The organism is Acetobacterium wieringae, from assembly GCF_023700225.1.
GTDB classification, from domain to species: Bacteria; Bacillota; Clostridia; order Eubacteriales; family Eubacteriaceae; genus Acetobacterium; species Acetobacterium wieringae.
The window spans coordinates 1,004,542-1,022,281 of the sequence record NZ_CP097897.1; the positions used below are offsets into that span (position 1 = coordinate 1,004,542).

Below are 17,740 nucleotides of genomic sequence, written 5' to 3' on the forward strand. Positions count from 1 at the left end.
AGCAAAAGATGTTATTGTTTAATAAATTAACCACGTTTATATTTTACACTCGAAAGGAAAACAAAATGGAAAAAAGTAATAACAGTAGTCTATGGGTTCAGATCGCTGCATTGTCGGTTGCATTACTGATGTATACAACCAGCATGACGACACCGGCATTAGCCGAAATTGCAAAAGCATTTCCTGATGCGGCGCCGGAGACAATTAAATTATTGTCAACCATTCCTTCGCTGATGATGGTGTTCTTTGCCCTGATTTCCGGTAAGTTGACCCAATACATAAGTATTAAGAAAATTATTTCCATTGCGATGGTTTTAATTTTTATCGGTGGGATTCCATCAGCATTCATTGGAAATCTTCAATTTATGATATTTATGAGGTTTGTCTTCGGTGCTGGATACGGCTTGGTTTTCCCAATGGCATCGGCGGTCATTACAGACCTCTACTCTGGCCAACAGGCGAACAAGCTGATGGGCTTCAAGAGTGCGGTTGGTGCAGCGGCAGGAATGGTTTTCCAGATGATGGGTGGCATGTTGGCCGCATATAATTGGCGTTTTTCATTTCTTGGTTTTTTACTGGTGATTCCAATTGCGCTGATTATCTGGTTTAAACTCCCGGATACCGGGGTTAAAAAACCGGAAAAAGTCGACGATTCGGCGATAAAAGAAAAGAAAGTAACAACGATGACCTACATTCTAGCAGTTGCTTGTGGGTTGGTTAATATGGTTCAATTCAGTTTTATGACAAATGTGGCCATGGTTATGAAAGCGGATGGAATTGGTAATGCTACGCAATCCGCCACAGTTCTGAGTATTTTTACGGCTTCAGCATTTGTGGTGGGGTTACTCTATGGAAACATTGCTAAACGATTAAAACAGTATAGTGCTTCATTCGGTGTTTTGTGTGTGGGGTTGTCCTTTGTGATTTTGCTCTCAGCGAACAGCCTGACATTGCTCATTCTGGGCGCCATTATTTTTGGAATTGGATTTGGAATTTTTAACCCTGCGATTGTGATGGCTGTAGCTGCCAGTGCAACAAGCCCGAAATATGCGGCGGTGGCCATTTCAATTTATGTCAGTGGAACCGGGATTGGACAGTTTTTGTCACCTTATGCTCTGAAATTTTTACGTGAGACATTTAATTTAACATCGGCACGGGCAGACTGGCAAATTGCAGCACTTACACTAATACTTGGTAGCATTATTTCAATGGTATTGGTAGCAATAAAAATTAAAAATAGCGTCGAGATCAAGCAAACGGTTTAATGCGGGATTAGTGGCAAATAAAGACGAATAAAAAAGAGACAGTAGTAAATAGTTACTGCTGTCTTTTTAGTTGCAGAAGATGTCGCTTAAAAGAAGTACCATTTCTGGATCGTAAGTGCTTAGTTATAAGCGTTTGAAATTTCCCGGGCCCAAGCATCTGCCGCCAGTACATCATCAAGATTGGGATGGACAATCACCTGATGTTGTTCCATCACCTGCCGGTTGATTCGGGGAATGTCGAGAAAACTGATTTCCTGATTTAAAAATCGAGACACAGCAATCTCGTTGGCGGCATTAAGGACACAAGCCATGGTGCCACCAATTTCCAGGGCATCATAGGCTAACTGTAAGCAGGGAAAGGCGATCCGATCAGGTTCGGAAAAGGTCAGCTCACGAATCTGGCTAAAATCCAGAGCGGGTCGATTGTTGGCGACCCGTTCGGGATAAAAAAAAGCGATTTGAATCGGTAGGGCCATATCCGGCAGCCCCAATTGAGCGATGGTGGAATGGTCGATAAATTCCACCATTGAGTGGACAATGCTTTGAGGATGAACCACCACGTCAATCTGATTATTGCGCAGATTAAAAAGCCATTTAGCTTCGATGACTTCAAGCCCCTTGTTCATCAGGGTGGCTGAATCAATCGTGATTTTTTTTCCCATCGACCAGTTGGGATGCTTCAAGGCCTGGGCCAGTGTAACCGACTCCAGCTGTTTGTGGCTGTATCCCCGGAAAGGCCCGCCGGAAGCGGTAATAATGATCCGATCAATTTCTTCATGTTTATTGCCCATCAGACATTGAAAAATGGCACAGTGTTCACTGTCAACCGGAAGCAACGAAACCCCGCTGGCGGCTGCTGCATCCATTACAAGCTGGCCACCGGCTACCAGTGTTTCCTTGTTGGCCAGAGCAATGTCAATGCCTGCATTAATGGCGGCAAGAGTCGGTTGCAGACCAATCATTCCGGATACCGCCGTGAGCAGCAAATCATTTTCCGATGCCGTGGCAACGGCAATCAGGCCCTCTAAACCAGTTACCACGTCCACCGCTAAACCCCTTTTTTTGAGGCGCTTTTCCAGTACCAGTGCAGTATCGCCATCCATCACACAGACAATCCGGGGTGAATAGGTGTCAATCTGTTTTTCCAGCAGATCAATGCTGGTATTGGTGGTTAAGCCGACAATATTTAAAACGTTGCTGTTTTCTGAAACCACTTCCAGGGCCTGGGTTCCAATCGAACCAGTTGACCCGAGAATACTGATGTTTTTCATATTTACCTCTTTAAAAACGTAATTCTATCAATTTTTTTAAAATCATATAATAGTATTCTTAAAAATAAGAGATAAATCATAAGAAAAGCCGTTTATTATTTATTGTGTTCGGTTTATTCCATGTTATTGATCAATCATTTCAATAATGTATCTCAAACAAGAAAAAATTTCCATTTATTCAGCCATTTCGATGGCATATAATCATGTAAACGAATAATTTTGGAGGTGTTCTTATGGCAAGAACCTATTATTTTCCACCAGTAGTCATTATGGAACCGGGAGCAATTGAACTGATTGCGCCAGAGATCAAACGTATGAACGTGAAAAAAGCCTTAGTTGTAACCGATAAGGTACTTGTTGAAGCAGGTATTGTTCAAGATGTACTCAATGTATTAGATGGAGCAAAAGTTCCGTATGCCTTATTTTCAGATGTTAAACCCAACCCTACTGTTACCAATGTAAATGCTGGTCTTCAGGCTTTACAGGAAAATGAATGCGATTTTGTCGTCAGTATCGGCGGGGGATCGCCCCAGGATACCGCCAAAGGAATTGCCATTCTGGCTACCAATCCCGGGGATTTACGGGATTACGAAGGCGTTGGCAAAACTGCCAATAAATCCCTGCCAATTGTGGCGATTAATACCACCGCCGGAACCGCCAGTGAAGCGACTATCAATTATGTTATCACTGATGAAGAGCGTAAACTCAAAATGGTTATTGTTGATCCCAACTGTCTGGCAACCGTAGCGGTCAATGATCCGGTTTTAATGCTCAAAATGCCAAAATCATTAACGGCTGCCACCGGTATGGATGCGTTAACGCATGCCATTGAAGGTTATACCACAGCCGGTGCTTCACGATTCACTGATCTTTTTAATCTCGAAGCCATCAAAGCCATTTCTGGTAGCCTAAGACAGGCCGTTGAAGATGGTGATGATTTGGATGCCCGGGATGTCATGGCTTATGGTCAGTTTGTCACCGGGATGGGATTCTCGAATGGCGGATTGGGAATCGTCCATTCTATGGCGCACCAGTTAGGCGGATTCTATGATTTGCCGCATGGGGTTTGCAATGCCATTCTATTGCCTTATGTTACGGCGTTTAATGCTGACGCTGTTGGTGATCGACTAAAAGATGTTGCCCAGGCGATGGGCGTGGACACCAGTCGCCGTGAACCGAAAGAAATCAATATTATGGCCATTGATGCCATAAAAAAACTCTCCAAAGATGTGGGGATTCCGGCCGGACTAAAAGAAATCGGGGTCAAAGAAGAAGATTTCAGTGAATTGGCTGATCTGGCACTGGCCGATATTTGTACCGGTGGTAACCCCAAATGTCCAACTAAAGAAGACGTGATTGCGATCTACAAAGCAGCTTTTTAAGTTAAGCATTTTTTTACAAATATAAAAAGACATTCTGAATTACTAGAGTGTCTTTTTTATTATGAAAAAATTAAAAACATCGTATTATTAAACATTTTATACAAAATATTTTCAAGTTATTTTATTGTTTTTGTTTTAATTACGACAGGTTTATGGTATAATACAACCGTTACAAAAATAATAAAATTACTGTAAAAGTAACAAATAGACAGGGTCACAATTATTAATTGTGGGAAAGGGGAAAAATGAAAAAACATCGAGTTGTATCAGGTATCGTTACTGGTTCCCTGGTTTTGGCATTTTTAACAGCACCCGTCAATGCAGCTTCGTTAACCGAGCAGTTAGCTCAAAGTAATGCTCGACAGGCTGCAGCAAAGTATCAAGTCGACATGACTCAGAATACCATCAATGGGATTGAGGACGAAATCGGCAAAGTCAATGAAGAAGTAAACCGGATCAATGGAATAATCGGCGCGATCAATGCCGATATATCTTCCATCGAAGCAAATATTGCAAAAAAACAGGAAGAGCTGAAAATTGCTGAGGCCAAGAAGCAAGAACAGGAAGCAGCCATGAGCGATCGGGTTCGGGCGATGTATATGTACGGCAACGGCAGTATCATGGAATTTATTTTCTCAGCTTCAGATTTCTCGGATTTTATTACAAAATTAGATATGTCTCGTTACATTATGACGGCAGACAAGGACTCCCTGAATGCTCTGGAAGAAACGAAAAAAGTGATCGATGAAAAGAAGCTGAGCATTGAGGCAGATCGATTAAAAACAGTAGCGAAAAAAACCGAACAGGAAGTGGTACTAACTCAACAGGAAGAAGTTTTGGCTCAAAAGGATCAGCTATTGGCCCAAAACCAGGCAGCCTTAGAAGAATACAAGGCCATTGAAGAAGCTGAAGCAGCCACATCGGCAGATATTGAAGGCCAGTTACAGGCCTATTACGAACAACAGCGGGCCGCCGCCGAGCAGGCAGCTCAAAATAACGGCAGCACCGGTACGACGGATGGCTCGACAGGCGGTGATACGACCAATACTGGTGGTGGCGACACAACTGGTGGCGGATCAACGGCGCCTCCAGTGTATTCTAGCTCGTATGTCTGGCCTTGTGGGGGAGAGATAACCAGTGAATTTGGCTGGCGAATCCATCCCATCTGGGGTGATTCCCGCTTCCATGCTGGCGTCGATATTGGCGCATCAACCGGGACACCGGTGGCCTGTGCCGGAAACGGAACTGTGATTTCAGCCGGTTGGAATGGCGGTTATGGAAACTGTGTCATTGTTGATATCGGCAATGGTTTGTCGGCAGTATATGCCCATTTAAGTGCAATTAATGTATCATCAGGCGAAACGGTTGCGGCCGGTCAGACCGTTGGAGCGGTTGGCAGCACTGGCGACTCAACAGGTGCTCATCTTCATTATGAAGTGCGTTTGTATGGATCACCAATTAGTCCCTATATTTAGAATTAATTTTTCCAACCGTTACACGGTATATATGATGAGAAAAGATGAACAACGTCTTTTCTCTTTTTATTTTGCCAATTGAATTTCTTAAATCAATAGAAAAACAGGAATTCGGACGAATTTCGATACATTTGTTACAAAATATTTATTTTTTTAATGAAATTATTCAAAAAGTATGCTAAAATGAATACAGTTTCAAATGAGGAATGATTTGAAGGCCAAAAAACGGACCAATACCCGGAAGTCTTTTTCAATTAACATTCTTTTGATTAAAATAATCTTAACTTGTCAAAAAACATTTAAGCAGAAAATAGGATAGCGCGTGTTAAAATGCCCTGTCAAAGCAAGCGAATGATAAGTAAATTAGGAGTGGCTAAGATATGATCGAATTTAAAAATGTAACCAAGGGTTACGATAAAAACAAGAGCGATGCGCTTAAAAACGTCAGCCTCTTTATTGATAAGGGTGAGTTTGTCTTTCTGGTGGGTCGAAGTGGGGCCGGAAAATCAACATTTATTAAGCTTCTTTTAAGAGAGATTGAAGCGACAGAAGGTTCAGTATACATTAATAATTTTAATGTCTCAAAATTGTCAAAAAAAGAAATCCCTTTCTTAAGACGAAAAATGGGGATTGTCTTTCAGGATTTTAGGCTGCTGGAAAACAAAAGCGTCTATGAAAATGTGGCCTATGCCATGGAAATAATCGGAAAATCTGAAAAGCAGATCCAGAAACGGGTGCCGTTGGCTCTGGATATGGTTGGCTTATCCCATCGGATGAACCACTATCCCCATGAGTTATCTGGTGGTGAGCAACAGCGGGTGGTTATTGCCCGGGCGATTATTAACAACCCCTCTATTTTGATTTGTGATGAGCCGACCGGAAACCTTGATCCCGAAACATCCTATGAGATTATCAGTATTCTGGAAGAAATCAACCGTAGAGGAACAACTGTGGTGGTGGTTACCCATGACCGGGAAATCGTTGATACCATGAAAAAACGGGTTTTGACATTGGAAGACGGTGTTCTCAAAGTAGATGACGCGACAGGTAGGTACGGATATGAAGTTTAGTTCCATTAAAACAATGCCCAAAAATGTTGTCCGGGATACCTTAAAAAGCATTGAACGAAATAACCTGATGAGTGCGGCTTCGGTGCTGTCGGTAATTGCTGCGTTGATTATCCTGGGGATTTTTCTGATCTTAACCATCAATGTTCAGGAAGTGACCAAAGATGTGGAATCGAAACTGGAACTGAAAATCTTTCTCCAGTCCGATTTTACCGACACTCAAAAAGCAACCATCGAGCAGGCTTTGGAGAAAAGTGACCTGATTGAAGAAGTTACCTTTGAAAGTGCGGAAGAAGCTTTGGAAAAGTTCACCGTCAGTCTGGAAGATTATGCGCCGCTGCTCAGTGGTTATAATTCAGAAAACAACCCAATGCCAGCATCCTTTGTTGTCCGGGTGACTGATCCGGATGATATGGATGAAGTTCAAACCCTGGCCATGTCGTTTGAAGGCCAAGGGGTTGAGTACGTCCGATATGGTCAGGAATATGTGGAAGCACTGGTGAGTTTCAATAAATTTACCAATACTTTAAGTATAGTGGTATTGGTGGTGTTATCAATGATTTCCATCTTTATTATTTACAATACGATTAAATTAACCGTTTTTGCAAGACGACGGGAAATTGGCATTATGAAATATGTGGGTGCAACCAACGCCTATATCCGGGCGCCGTTCATTCTGGAAGGGACGCTGTTGGGGTTGATGGGAGCCATTGTTGCTTTCCTGATTATTCGGATCACCTATTATTATATTTTGGGATTAGTTGGCGGAAATTTATTTTTGCCAGTGGATGCCAGTTTGGCTTCTCCCGATGCAGTGATGGGACAATTGATTTTCTTCTTCCTGATTTACGGAGGGTTTATCGGTGCCGTTGGTAGCGTATTTGCGATTCGCAAATTCTTGGATGTATAAATGATTAGACTTGGTCAAACACAGGAGGATTGTTGGATGACAAAAAAACATATTATTTCAGGCATAGTGGGTATGATGGTGACATTGGGGATACTGATATCTCCGGTTAATGCTGCATCCCTGACCGAACAGCTGGCAGAAAGTAATCAAAAACAGGCGGCTGCACAATACCAGATTGACATGACCCAGAATACGATTGCTGGTATCGAGGCCGAAATCGGCAAGGCCAACGAAGAAATGAGCCGGATCACGGGCGTCATTGATAAAATTAATTCTGAGATAGCCGTATTGGAAGCGAACATTGCCAAAACTCAGGAAGAACTCAATATTGCCGAAGCCAAACGGAAAGAACAGGAAGAAGCCATGAACGAACGTGTCCGTACTATGTACATGTACGGAAATGGTAGTATGTTGGAGTTTTTATTTACTTCATCCGATTTTGCCGACTTTGTCACCAAGGTTGACATGTCCCGCTATATCATTGAATCGGATAAGGCATCATTGGACGCTTTAGCTGAAACAAAGAAAATAATCGATGAAAAGAAAGCTAAAATTGAGGCCGACCGGCTGCAGACAGTTTCTAAAAAAACTGAGCAGGAAACGGCCTTAGCCCAGCAGCAGGAAATTAAAGCTCAGAAAGACAGTCTCTTGGCCCAAAACCAGGCGATCGTCGCTGAGTATCAGGCAATTGTGGCGGCTGAAGCAGCCAACGCAGCGAGCATTGAAGCTCAGGTTCGGGAAATGATGGCAGCCCAGGCAGCCGCTTCTGGCGGGTCAACCACTGGTGGCAGCACGACCTTTGTCCCATCAAACGGAACCTATCAATGGCCGTGTCCGGGCTATTATCCATCCGCCGATGATGATTTCTTCGGTACCCGGTTGCACCCGATCTGGGGTGATTACCGGACCCACTATGGCGTCGATATGGGTGCCCCATCCGGAACACCGATCCTTGCTATGGGCAACGGTGCGGTGTTATCAGCCGGCTGGAACGGTGGTTATGGAAATTGTGTTATTGTTGATTTAGGTAACGGCCTCCAGGCCATGTATGCGCATATGAGTGGTTTTGCAGTATCAGCAGGCCAAACTGTCAACAAAGGCGATGTGGTTGGTTACGTCGGCTCCACCGGGGATTCCACCGGGGCCCATCTCCATTTCGGCGTACTTTCCGGCGGATCATTTGTTGATCCTTTAGGATATTTTTAAGCGAAACATTGTAGACTATAACGAAAGAACAGGAGAAAAGAATCATGATTCTTTTCTCCTGTTTTATTTGTATAATAATAAAATTTAGGATAAGGTGAAAAAATGGAAAATAAGTCAAAAAAAACCAAACTCATCGTGGTAATTGTGGTGCTGATCATCACAAATATCATCACCTTCACAGTGGCCACAACTGGCAATTATCTGATCGGCAACAAGTTGATTGTGACGGTTGACAGCAGTGAAACAGCCGCCGGGATAAAAAAACTATTAGCGCTAAAAGAACAGATTGGTCTGGAGTATTATAAGGATGTTGATAACACCACTTTAATTGATGGGGCCATCAAGGGCATGTTTGACAGTCTGGGTGATCCCTATAGCAGTTATTTTACCTCCGAAGAATTTAAGAAATATATGGAGTCAGCCACTGGCGTCTATGAAGGCATTGGGGTCGTCGTGACAGAGGATGATCAGGGCGTGACCTATGTAATTGCCCCGCAAAAAGGCACACCGGCTGATCAGGCCGGGATAAAAACGGGCGATAAAATTATCAAGGTGGATGGTGAAGATGTCAGTACGATCGGTTCGGATGCGGTAGTGGCTAAGGTAAAGGGGCCAGCTGATACCACCGTTAATATCACCCTCTTACGTGGTGAAGAAGTCATTGATATGCAATTGGTACGCAAAACCATTGAAGCAAAAACAGTGGAATCCCGGGTGATCGGCGATAAAGGCTATATCCAGATCAGTGAATTTACGGATAAAACCGCTGATGATTTTGAAGCCCAGCTAAGTGAACTGTTGGCTCAAAATATTACCGGTTTGGTGATTGATTTGCGTAGTAACCCCGGCGGCGTAAAGGAAGCGGTGGAAATCGCTGATCGGATTCTGGGCGAAACCATGGTCGTTTATACGGTTGATAAAAACGGCAATAAAACCGAATATACCTCAGATGGCGAAGAACAGCTTAGTCTGCCAATGGTTGTCCTGGTTGATGGCGGCTCGGCCAGTTCCGCTGAAATATTGGCTGGGGCTCTCCAGGATACAGGCGCTGCCCAGCTGGTCGGCACCAAGACCTTTGGAAAAGGGATTGTTCAGGAAATCATCAGTCTCACTGATGGCGGTGGCTTTAAGGTGACCAATTCCGAATATTTCACCCCTAACGGCAACAACATTCACGAAAAAGGTATCGAGCCAAATATCGTGATTGAAGCGACTGACTTTATGAAGAATAACTTTTTCACCGACGAAGAAGATGTCCAGCTGCAAAAAGCCTTGCAGGTCCTCAGTGGAACCAATTAGAATTTATGAGCATGCCATAACGGCATGCTTTTTCTATTGGTGAGGAATAATTAAGATTTTATTAAATGATAAGGATTATTGTTTGCCATTAAAAAAAAGCTGTGATAGAATAATGGAACGAATGTTCATCAAACTGATTGGAGGGTGCTGATGAAAGATATGAAGCATGCATTTAAGGTTGTCTCGGAATACGAACCTAAGGGTGATCAGGGACCGGCCATCGAAAAAATTGCCAACGGAATCAAGGCGGGGTTAAAGTATCAAACCTTACTGGGCGTGACTGGCTCCGGAAAAACCTATACCATGGCTAAGGTAATTGAAGCGGTTCAGAAGCCAACCCTGGTGATTGCTCATAATAAAACCCTGGCGGCCCAGTTGACCAATGAGTTTCGGAGTTTTTTTCCGGATAATGCGGTGGAGTATTTTGTCAGCTATTATGATTATTATCAACCGGAAGCTTATGTACCGCATTCGGATCTGTTTATCGAAAAAGACTCGTCCATCAACGACGAGATTGATAAATTACGTCACTCTGCTACGGCAGCTTTATTTGAACGTCGGGATGTAATTGTGGTGGCCAGTGTGTCCTGCATTTATGGACTGGGAAGTCCTTTTGATTATGAAAATTTGATGCTGTCACTCCGTCCGGGGATGGAAAAAGATCGGGATACGATTATCCGTAAGCTGGTGGATATTCAGTTCACCCGAAACGACATTGCTTTTGAGCGGAACAATTTCCGGGTGCGCGGCGATATTCTGGAAATATTTCCCTCGGCTTCGTCAAACAAGGCGATCCGGCTGGAGTTTTTTGGTGATGAAATTGAACGGATTACTGAGATTGATACCCTGACCGGGGAGATTTATGGGGAGCTGAACCATGTCTCGATTTTCCCGGCGTCTCACCACACCACCACCCCGGAAAATCTGGAACGGGCGATTGCTGGAATTCAACAGGAACTTCGCCAACGCTATGACGAATATACCCAAAACAACCGTCTGGTGGAAGCCCAGCGGATTCTGCAACGGACCAACTATGATATTGAAATGCTCCGGGAAATGGGCTATTGTAACGGCATTGAGAATTATACCCGCTACATCAACGGGCTGCCCCCAGGATCACCACCCTATACCCTGATTGATTATTTTCCCAAAGATTTTCTGATGATTGCCGATGAGTCCCATGTCTCGATTCCCCAGATTGGCGGGATGTATGCCGGGGATAAAGCCCGTAAGAGTAACCTGGTGGACTATGGCTTCCGGCTACCCTCAGCCTATGATAACCGGCCGCTGAATTTTTCCGAATTCGAAAGCAAGATCAATCAGATTGTCTTTACTACGGCAACCCCCAGCAAATACGAAAAAGAACACAGCCAGAATACCGTTGAGCTGATTATTCGACCGACCGGTCTGATCGATCCGGAAATTACGGTTCGCCCGGTTGCTGGTCAGATCGATGACCTGCTCGGTGAAATCAAACTAACCACCGGACGGGGCAATCGGGTATTAGTCACCACGTTAACAAAGAAAATGGCTGAAGATCTAACCGACTACCTAAAAGAAAATGGTATCCTGGTGAACTATCTGCATTCGGATGTGGATACCATCGAGCGGATGAAGATTCTAAGGGATTTACGGCTGGGTACCTTTGAGGTGCTGGTGGGCATCAACCTGCTGCGGGAGGGTCTTGATTTGCCGGAAGTTGGTCTGGTGGCGATTCTGGATGCTGACAAAGAAGGATTCCTCCGTTCAGAAACGTCACTGATCCAAACGGTTGGCCGGGCGGCCCGTAATCTGGAAGGTCATGTCATTATGTATGCGGACAAGATGACACCCTCGATGGATCGGGCTATCAGCGAAACCAATCGCCGCCGGGGTATCCAAAGCGCCTACAATGAGGCCCATGGTATTACCCCCAGTTCGGTCAAAAAAGATATCCATGCTGTTATCGAGGCGACCAAGGTGGCCGAGGAACCGGCAACCTATGCAATTGGTGATGAAGCGCTGGATATTGATGTGAAGATTAAAGAACTCGAAGTCGAAATGCTGACGGCGGCCGAGGCCCTGGAATTTGAACGGGCTGCCAATTTGCGGGACGAAATTCATCATCTCAAAAATTACCGAAGATAGCTTAAGGTGATGTTATAGCGGGATGGCTGAAACTAAATTTTAGTTGTTTTTTAATTTACAGAATCGGCAAGTACCCGCAAACGAATGTACCAGACCATGACTTAATGGTGTTTTTTCATTTAATAATTCATGCGGCATAATTAAGGAGAGAATAAACATAAATATGAAATATATCGAAATAAAAGGTGCCAAGGAGCACAATTTAAAAAACATTAACTTAAAAATACCCCGGGATCAGCTGGTGGTTTTTACCGGGCTGAGTGGCTCGGGGAAGTCCTCATTGGCTTTTGACACCATTTATGCTGAAGGACAGCGCCGTTATATGGAGTCGCTTTCTTCCTATGCCCGGCAGTTTCTGGGTCAGTCCCAGAAGCCTAATGTGGAAAGCATTGACGGCCTATCCCCGGCAATTTCCATTGACCAGAAAACCACCAACCGCAACCCCCGATCCACGGTGGGGACGGTCACCGAGATTTATGATTATCTGCGGCTGCTTTACGCCCGGATTGGGATTCCCCATTGTCCCAAGTGTGGCAAGGTGGTACAGTCGCAATCGGTGGATCAGATTGTCGACAGCATCATGGCCCTGCCTGAAAAAACCAAATTTCAAATTCTGGCTCCGGTAATCCGGAAGGAAAAGGGACAGCATAAAAAGATCATTGATCATATCAAAAAAGAAGGTTTTGTCCGGATTATCGTTGATGGGGAGGCGATGGAAGTCACGGATGAAATCAATCTCGATAAAAATAAAAAGCATACCATTGAAGTGGTGGTGGATCGTCTGGTGGCCAAGGATAACCTTGGCAAACGGTTGTCCGATTCACTGGAAATTGCCCTGAAGCTATCCGGGGGACTGGTGATTTGTGACGTGATTGGCGATGAGTCCCAGCTTTTTAGCGAAAAACTGGCCTGTGCCGATTGCGGCATTGCCATGGACAAATTGGAGCCCCGGACGTTTTCGTTTAATAATCCCTTTGGGATGTGTCCGGATTGTCACGGTCTGGGCTTTCATCAGGAAGTGGATCCGGATCTACTGATCCCTGATAAAAGTTTATCGATTGGCAATGGAGCGATTAAATTTTTTGGTTTAAAAAGTGATTCCAAGTATTATTATAACCTGATCAAGGCGCTGGCAAAAAAACATCAGTTTGATATTGAGTTACCCCTGGAAGATGCCAGCGAGGCATTTTTACAGGCGCTTCTATATGGCAGCGACGAGGTTCTGGAAATCGCCTACGAAGGCAAGTTTTCAGGAACCTACAGCTCCACCTTTGAAGGGCTGATTAAAAACATGGAGCGGCGTTATCTGGAAACGACCTCGGAGCGGATGCGGTCCTTAATTGAACGCTATATGTCAGAAACCCCCTGTCCCACCTGTCACGGTAAACGGCTCAATCCCACCAGTCTGGCAGTGACAATTCATGATCGAAATATCATCGAAATAACCGATATGGCCATTGGTCAATTGCTTGAGTTTTTTAAAGCGCAGACCATGACTGACCGGGAAATGATGATTGGTGAATCGATCTTTAAAGAAATTGAGGCCCGGCTCAATTTCTTAAAAAATGTTGGACTGGAATACCTGACCCTGTCCCGGAATGCCGGTACACTTTCGGGGGGAGAATCCCAGCGGATTCGGTTGGCCACCCAGATTGGCTCAGGTCTGGTGGGGGTATTATATGTTCTGGATGAACCCAGTATTGGTCTCCATCAACGGGACAATCAGAAACTGCTGGAAACGCTGCGGCGCTTAACCGACTTGGGAAATTCACTGATTGTGGTGGAGCACGACGAGGAAACCATGCAGGCTGCCGACCACATTGTCGATATTGGCCCGGGGCCCGGGGTTCACGGTGGCCAGATTGTCGCACAGGGAAGTCTTGAAGAGATAATGGCGGTGTCGGAGTCGATCACTGGCCAGTATTTCAGTGGCCAGCGCTTTATTCCGATTCCGCAAAAGCGTCGGGAAGGCAGCGGCGAGGTAATTAAGATTGTCGGTGCCCGGGAGAACAACTTAAAGAATCTGGATGTCGATTTTCCGCTGGGGAAATTTATCTGTGTAACCGGGGTTTCCGGATCCGGGAAAAGCACGCTGATTAATGAGATTTTATACAAGGGGATTTCCCAGAAGCTGTATCGCAGCCTGAAAAAGCCGGGGAAATACACCCGTATCGATGGGGTTGAATTCATCGATAAGGTAATCGATATTGATCAGTCACCGATTGGCAGAACCCCCCGATCCAATCCGGCCACCTATACCGGGGTCTTTGACCTGGTTCGGGATCTGTTTGCCAAAACCCCGGAAGCCAAGGCCAGAGGTTATCAGAAAGGCCGATTCAGCTTCAATGTCAAGGGTGGCCGTTGTGAAAAATGCAGCGGTGATGGAATTATCAAAATTGAAATGCATTTTTTACCCGATGTTTATGTACCCTGTGAGGTCTGTGGCGGCAAGCGCTACAACCGGGAAACCCTGGAGGTTAAATACAAGGGCAAAAACATTGCCGACGTACTGGATATGACGGTGGAGGAAGCCCTGGAATTTTTTGGCAATATTCCCAAAATCAAAGAAAAGCTCCAAACCCTAAATGACGTCGGTCTCAGTTATGTAAAACTGGGACAGCCATCGACCCAATTATCCGGCGGGGAAGCCCAGCGGGTTAAATTGGCCACTGAATTAAGTAAGCGCAATACCGGCAAAACCCTCTACGTTCTCGACGAGCCCACCACCGGTTTGCATATTGCCGATGTCCACCAGCTGATCAATGTCATTCAGCGTCTGGCTGACAGCGGCAGTACGGTAGTTGTCATTGAGCATCAGTTGGATATGATCAAGGTGGCAGATCACATCATCGATCTTGGCCCCGAAGGGGGCGAGGGCGGCGGCACCATCATTGCCATTGGGACTCCCGAAGAAATCGCCCGGGTGCCCCAATCCTATACCGGCCAGTATCTCAAGAAAATTTTACCGAATTGCTAAAAGAGCTAACCCAGTACCGACAATTGTTACATCATGTTGTGACCTAGGGGTCAGACCCTACGCATCGGAGCGGACACTGCAGAGCCTGTCCGATTTGCGCGTAGGCAACGAGCCAATCACAAGCTTGCTTGTAGTTGGCGACTGCCCGCGACCAATGCGAAAGGAGCAAAGCGGATTTCGCATGGCGCAGCGAACAACAGATTAACAATTGGTCGGTACGGTGGTTCATTGATAACCTCAAGAACGCTGTTTCAGCGTTCTTTTTTTGATACGTTTAAAAAATGCTTAAGGCCATAAAAAGTTACAGACTCTAATTGACAATGAATTTCAATTAGAGTATAATAAAGCTAACAAAAAGAAAGCCATCTTTAACAAATGATGGCGACGACAACTAAATTTAAACCATAAGAATAGAGGGTGTGTTTATGTTTACTTTGAAAGATTTAAGACCAGGTCAGAAGGCATGTGTTGGTTCAATTGCTGTAGAAGGCTTAATGCGTCGCAAACTCATGGACATGGGTGTAACACCAGGGGTAGAGATTCAAGTTAATAAAACAGCTCCATTTGGCGATCCCATAGAGGTTCGCTTGAGAGGATATTCCCTCAGCCTTCGGAAAAAAGATGCTGAAAATATTTTAATGGTTCAGTAATAAATAAAAAACCACCTTTTGAGGTGGTTTCGTTATTTTAAGATTAATCAGCATTTAGTGAAAAAGGGAAATGAGGAATGGAAATGAAATATAAAATTGCGTTGGTGGGAAATCCCAACTCGGGAAAAACTACGCTGTTTAATTGTCTCACCGGCAGTAATCTCTACGTGGGGAACTGGCCCGGAGTAACGGTTGAAAAAAAAGAGGGAGACTTAAGAGGCACCAGCAGTGACATGACCTTGGTGGATTTGCCGGGCATTTACTCACTGGCACCCTACTCGATGGATGAGATCGTCTCCCGGAATTTTTTGCTGGATGAACGGCCGGATCTGATCATCAATATCATAGATGCCTCCAACATTGAGCGAAATCTATATTTAAGCACCCAATTGATGGAGCTCAACTGTCCGATGGTGGGGGCTCTTAACATGATGGATGTGGTCAAGAAAACCGGGGTGGAAATTGATGTCCGGGAGATGGAAAAAATCTTCGGCTATCCCTTTATTGAAATATCGGCCCAGAAGGAAACCGGCATTGACGAATTGATTAAAGAGGTTGAAAAAACCGTCGAGATTAAACGACTTAAAGAATTTCCGCAGATCTTTCCGCCGGATATAATGACCATCTTCAATGAATTTGATGAGCTTATTCAAAATAAGTATCCCGAACTTTTGCCTGATTATCCACGGTTATTCCGGGTTATTAAACTGATTGAAAAAGATGAAGAAGTGCTCCTGAAAATTGATAAAAATATCGAATTATTAGCAGATATCGGGTTGGTCAGAAAAAAAATCGAAGTGCTGTCAAAGCATGATGTCGACAGTGCCATTGCCGATTATCGCTATCGTTTTATCACTGATGGGATTAGCATGGCAACAAAAAAACAAAGATCAGAGCATCCCTTTCCAGGAAAGACTGGATCGAGTGCTGATGAACCGCTATGCGGCCCTTCCGATTTTCTTTTTCTTTATGTTTGTGATTTATTATGTATCAATTACCCTGGTGGGTGAAATTACCATTGGTGGGATTGAGTGGTTCATCAATGATGTGCTGATGGTAACGGTAGCTGCTGGTTTGGGGAGCTTGGGAGCAGCAGATTGGATCATTGCCCTGATCAATGACGGCATTATTACCGGGGTTGGCGCAGTATTGACCTTCGTACCACAGTTGGTGGTGTTGTTTATTTTTATCTCCATTCTCGAGGACAGCGGTTATATGGCTCGGGTTGCCTTCATTATGGATCGGATTTTTCGGCATTTTGGTTTATCTGGAAAATCCTTTATTCCGATGGTGGTGGGATTGGGATGTTCGGTGCCGGGAGTAATGGCTACCCGAACCCTGGAAAATGAACGGGAGCGGAAGCTGACTGCGGTATTAACCCCATTTATCTCCTGTGGGGCCAAGATGCCCATCTATGTTTTGATGGCATCGGTGTTTTTTGTTGAGTATCAGACTCTGCTGGTGTTCTCCCTTTATCTGGTTAGCTTGACGGTGGTTTTCGCATCGGGATTTGTATTGTCGAAAACCTGGTTTAAGGGAGCCGATTCTGGTTACCTGCTGGAAATTCCGCCGTTGCGACTGCCAAAGCTTAAGAATACCGCCACTCAGGTATGGCAGAGAACCAAAGAATTTATTGTCCGGGCTGGAACAATTATCTTTGCGGCTTCAGTGGTGCTGTGGTTTTTGCAGAGCTTCACCCCAGGTTTGCAAATGGCTCAGACTCCGGATGAAAGCATTTTAGCGGTATTTGGCAAGATCATTGCGCCAATCTTTATCCCGCTGGGTTTTGGTAACTGGGTCGCTTCAGTAGCGCTGCTAACGGGCATTGCCGCCAAAGAAATGATTATCAGTACTATGAGTGTACTTTTGTCGGGTCAGGAAGGCAGCTTTACCGATGCGGTCAGTCTGATCTTTACACCGGTTTCCGCCTACAGCTTCGTGATCTTTGTTTTATTGGCATCACCCTGTATGGCTGCCATCGCCACTATGAAAAAAGAATTGGGAAACTGGCGTGATTTTCTTTTTGCATTGGCTTATCAAATTGGTTTAGCCTATACCATTGCCTTAATTGTTTATCAGGTTGGCAGTCGAATTTTTAGTTAATTTTCCAT

General features: G+C 44.7%; 13 protein-coding genes. 12 read left to right on the forward strand and 1 reads right to left on the reverse strand.

Annotated elements, in window-relative coordinates; all coding sequences use genetic code 11:
- Positions 1 to 65: 65 nt before the first annotated feature.
- Positions 66 to 1,265: an MFS transporter gene (locus CHL1_RS04945; RefSeq protein ID WP_070371872.1), complete on the forward strand. Its 1,200-nt coding sequence runs from the start codon at positions 66 to 68 to the stop codon at positions 1,263 to 1,265.
- Positions 1,266 to 1,384: 119 nt separating this feature from the next.
- Here the strand turns inward: CHL1_RS04945 and CHL1_RS04950 are convergent, their stop codons facing one another.
- Positions 1,385 to 2,536, reverse strand: coding sequence for a 1-deoxy-D-xylulose-5-phosphate reductoisomerase (locus CHL1_RS04950; RefSeq protein ID WP_070371873.1), 1,152 nt, complete (start codon positions 2,534 to 2,536; stop codon positions 1,385 to 1,387).
- Between the two features lie 233 nt (positions 2,537 to 2,769).
- Here CHL1_RS04950 and CHL1_RS04955 point away from each other — a divergent pair, with 233 nt between their 5' ends.
- The 11 genes from CHL1_RS04955 to feoB all read left to right on the forward strand — a co-directional run bounded on the left by CHL1_RS04955 (position 2,770) and on the right by feoB (position 17,732).
- On the forward strand, positions 2,770 to 3,918 hold the full coding sequence (locus CHL1_RS04955; protein ID WP_070371874.1) for an iron-containing alcohol dehydrogenase: 1,149 nt from the start codon (positions 2,770 to 2,772) through the stop codon (positions 3,916 to 3,918).
- 245 nt (positions 3,919 to 4,163) lie between these two features.
- Complete coding sequence (locus CHL1_RS04960; protein ID WP_250934940.1) at positions 4,164 to 5,393, forward strand: murein hydrolase activator EnvC family protein; 1,230 nt, start codon at positions 4,164 to 4,166, stop codon at positions 5,391 to 5,393.
- A gap of 380 nt (positions 5,394 to 5,773) precedes the next feature.
- Entirely contained in the window at positions 5,774 to 6,463 is a 690-nt protein-coding gene (gene ftsE / locus CHL1_RS04965) for a cell division ATP-binding protein FtsE (RefSeq protein WP_070371876.1), read from the forward strand.
- On the forward strand, positions 6,453 to 7,370 hold the full coding sequence (gene ftsX / locus CHL1_RS04970; RefSeq protein ID WP_084633686.1) for a permease-like cell division protein FtsX: 918 nt from the start codon (positions 6,453 to 6,455) through the stop codon (positions 7,368 to 7,370). The genes ftsE and ftsX overlap by 11 nt, the downstream gene beginning before the upstream one ends.
- Before the next feature lie 36 nt (positions 7,371 to 7,406).
- Positions 7,407 to 8,576 carry a murein hydrolase activator EnvC family protein gene (locus CHL1_RS04975; RefSeq protein ID WP_228882326.1) on the forward strand — a complete coding sequence of 390 codons (1,170 nt, stop codon included), beginning with the start codon at positions 7,407 to 7,409 and terminating at the stop codon, positions 8,574 to 8,576.
- A 102-nt stretch (positions 8,577 to 8,678) separates the two neighbouring features.
- Complete coding sequence (locus CHL1_RS04980; RefSeq protein WP_250934941.1) at positions 8,679 to 9,875, forward strand: S41 family peptidase; 1,197 nt, start codon at positions 8,679 to 8,681, stop codon at positions 9,873 to 9,875.
- 150 nt (positions 9,876 to 10,025) lie between these two features.
- Positions 10,026 to 12,002 (forward strand): excinuclease ABC subunit UvrB, encoded by a 1,977-nt coding sequence (gene uvrB, locus CHL1_RS04985; RefSeq protein WP_276520474.1) that lies wholly within the window; start codon positions 10,026 to 10,028, stop codon positions 12,000 to 12,002.
- 163 nt (positions 12,003 to 12,165) lie between these two features.
- The gene (gene uvrA / locus CHL1_RS04990; protein WP_250934942.1) at positions 12,166 to 14,979 is read left to right on the forward strand and encodes an excinuclease ABC subunit UvrA; all 2,814 of its coding nucleotides are present in this window, start codon (positions 12,166 to 12,168) and stop codon (positions 14,977 to 14,979) included.
- A 425-nt stretch (positions 14,980 to 15,404) separates the two neighbouring features.
- On the forward strand, positions 15,405 to 15,629 hold the full coding sequence (locus CHL1_RS04995; RefSeq protein ID WP_026395981.1) for a FeoA family protein: 225 nt from the start codon (positions 15,405 to 15,407) through the stop codon (positions 15,627 to 15,629).
- 83 nt (positions 15,630 to 15,712) lie between these two features.
- Positions 15,713 to 16,639 carry a FeoB small GTPase domain-containing protein gene (locus CHL1_RS05000; protein WP_250934943.1) on the forward strand — a complete coding sequence of 309 codons (927 nt, stop codon included), beginning with the start codon at positions 15,713 to 15,715 and terminating at the stop codon, positions 16,637 to 16,639.
- Positions 16,560 to 17,732: a ferrous iron transport protein B gene (gene feoB / locus CHL1_RS05005; protein ID WP_250934945.1), complete on the forward strand. Its 1,173-nt coding sequence runs from the start codon at positions 16,560 to 16,562 to the stop codon at positions 17,730 to 17,732. Before CHL1_RS05000 ends, feoB begins: the two co-directional genes overlap by 80 nt.
- The last annotated feature ends 8 nt before the right edge of the window (positions 17,733 to 17,740 follow it).

Bases quoted from the DNA above. Each gene is read 5' to 3' on its own strand.
- CHL1_RS04945 (WP_070371872.1), top strand. From the start codon at position 66: ATGGAAAAAAGTAATAACAGTAGTCTATGGGTTCAGATCGCTGCATTG.
- CHL1_RS04950 (WP_070371873.1), bottom strand. From the start codon at position 2,536: ATGAAAAACATCAGTATTCTCGGGTCAACTGGTTCGATTGGAACCCAG.
- CHL1_RS04955 (WP_070371874.1), top strand. From the start codon at position 2,770: ATGGCAAGAACCTATTATTTTCCACCAGTAGTCATTATGGAACCGGGA.
- CHL1_RS04960 (WP_250934940.1), top strand. From the start codon at position 4,164: ATGAAAAAACATCGAGTTGTATCAGGTATCGTTACTGGTTCCCTGGTT.
- ftsE (WP_070371876.1), top strand. From the start codon at position 5,774: ATGATCGAATTTAAAAATGTAACCAAGGGTTACGATAAAAACAAGAGC.
- ftsX (WP_084633686.1), top strand. From the start codon at position 6,453: ATGAAGTTTAGTTCCATTAAAACAATGCCCAAAAATGTTGTCCGGGAT.
- CHL1_RS04975 (WP_228882326.1), top strand. From the start codon at position 7,407: ATGACAAAAAAACATATTATTTCAGGCATAGTGGGTATGATGGTGACA.
- CHL1_RS04980 (WP_250934941.1), top strand. From the start codon at position 8,679: ATGGAAAATAAGTCAAAAAAAACCAAACTCATCGTGGTAATTGTGGTG.
- uvrB (WP_276520474.1), top strand. From the start codon at position 10,026: ATGAAAGATATGAAGCATGCATTTAAGGTTGTCTCGGAATACGAACCT.
- uvrA (WP_250934942.1), top strand. From the start codon at position 12,166: ATGAAATATATCGAAATAAAAGGTGCCAAGGAGCACAATTTAAAAAAC.
- CHL1_RS04995 (WP_026395981.1), top strand. From the start codon at position 15,405: ATGTTTACTTTGAAAGATTTAAGACCAGGTCAGAAGGCATGTGTTGGT.
- CHL1_RS05000 (WP_250934943.1), top strand. From the start codon at position 15,713: ATGAAATATAAAATTGCGTTGGTGGGAAATCCCAACTCGGGAAAAACT.
- feoB (WP_250934945.1), top strand. From the start codon at position 16,560: ATGAACCGCTATGCGGCCCTTCCGATTTTCTTTTTCTTTATGTTTGTG.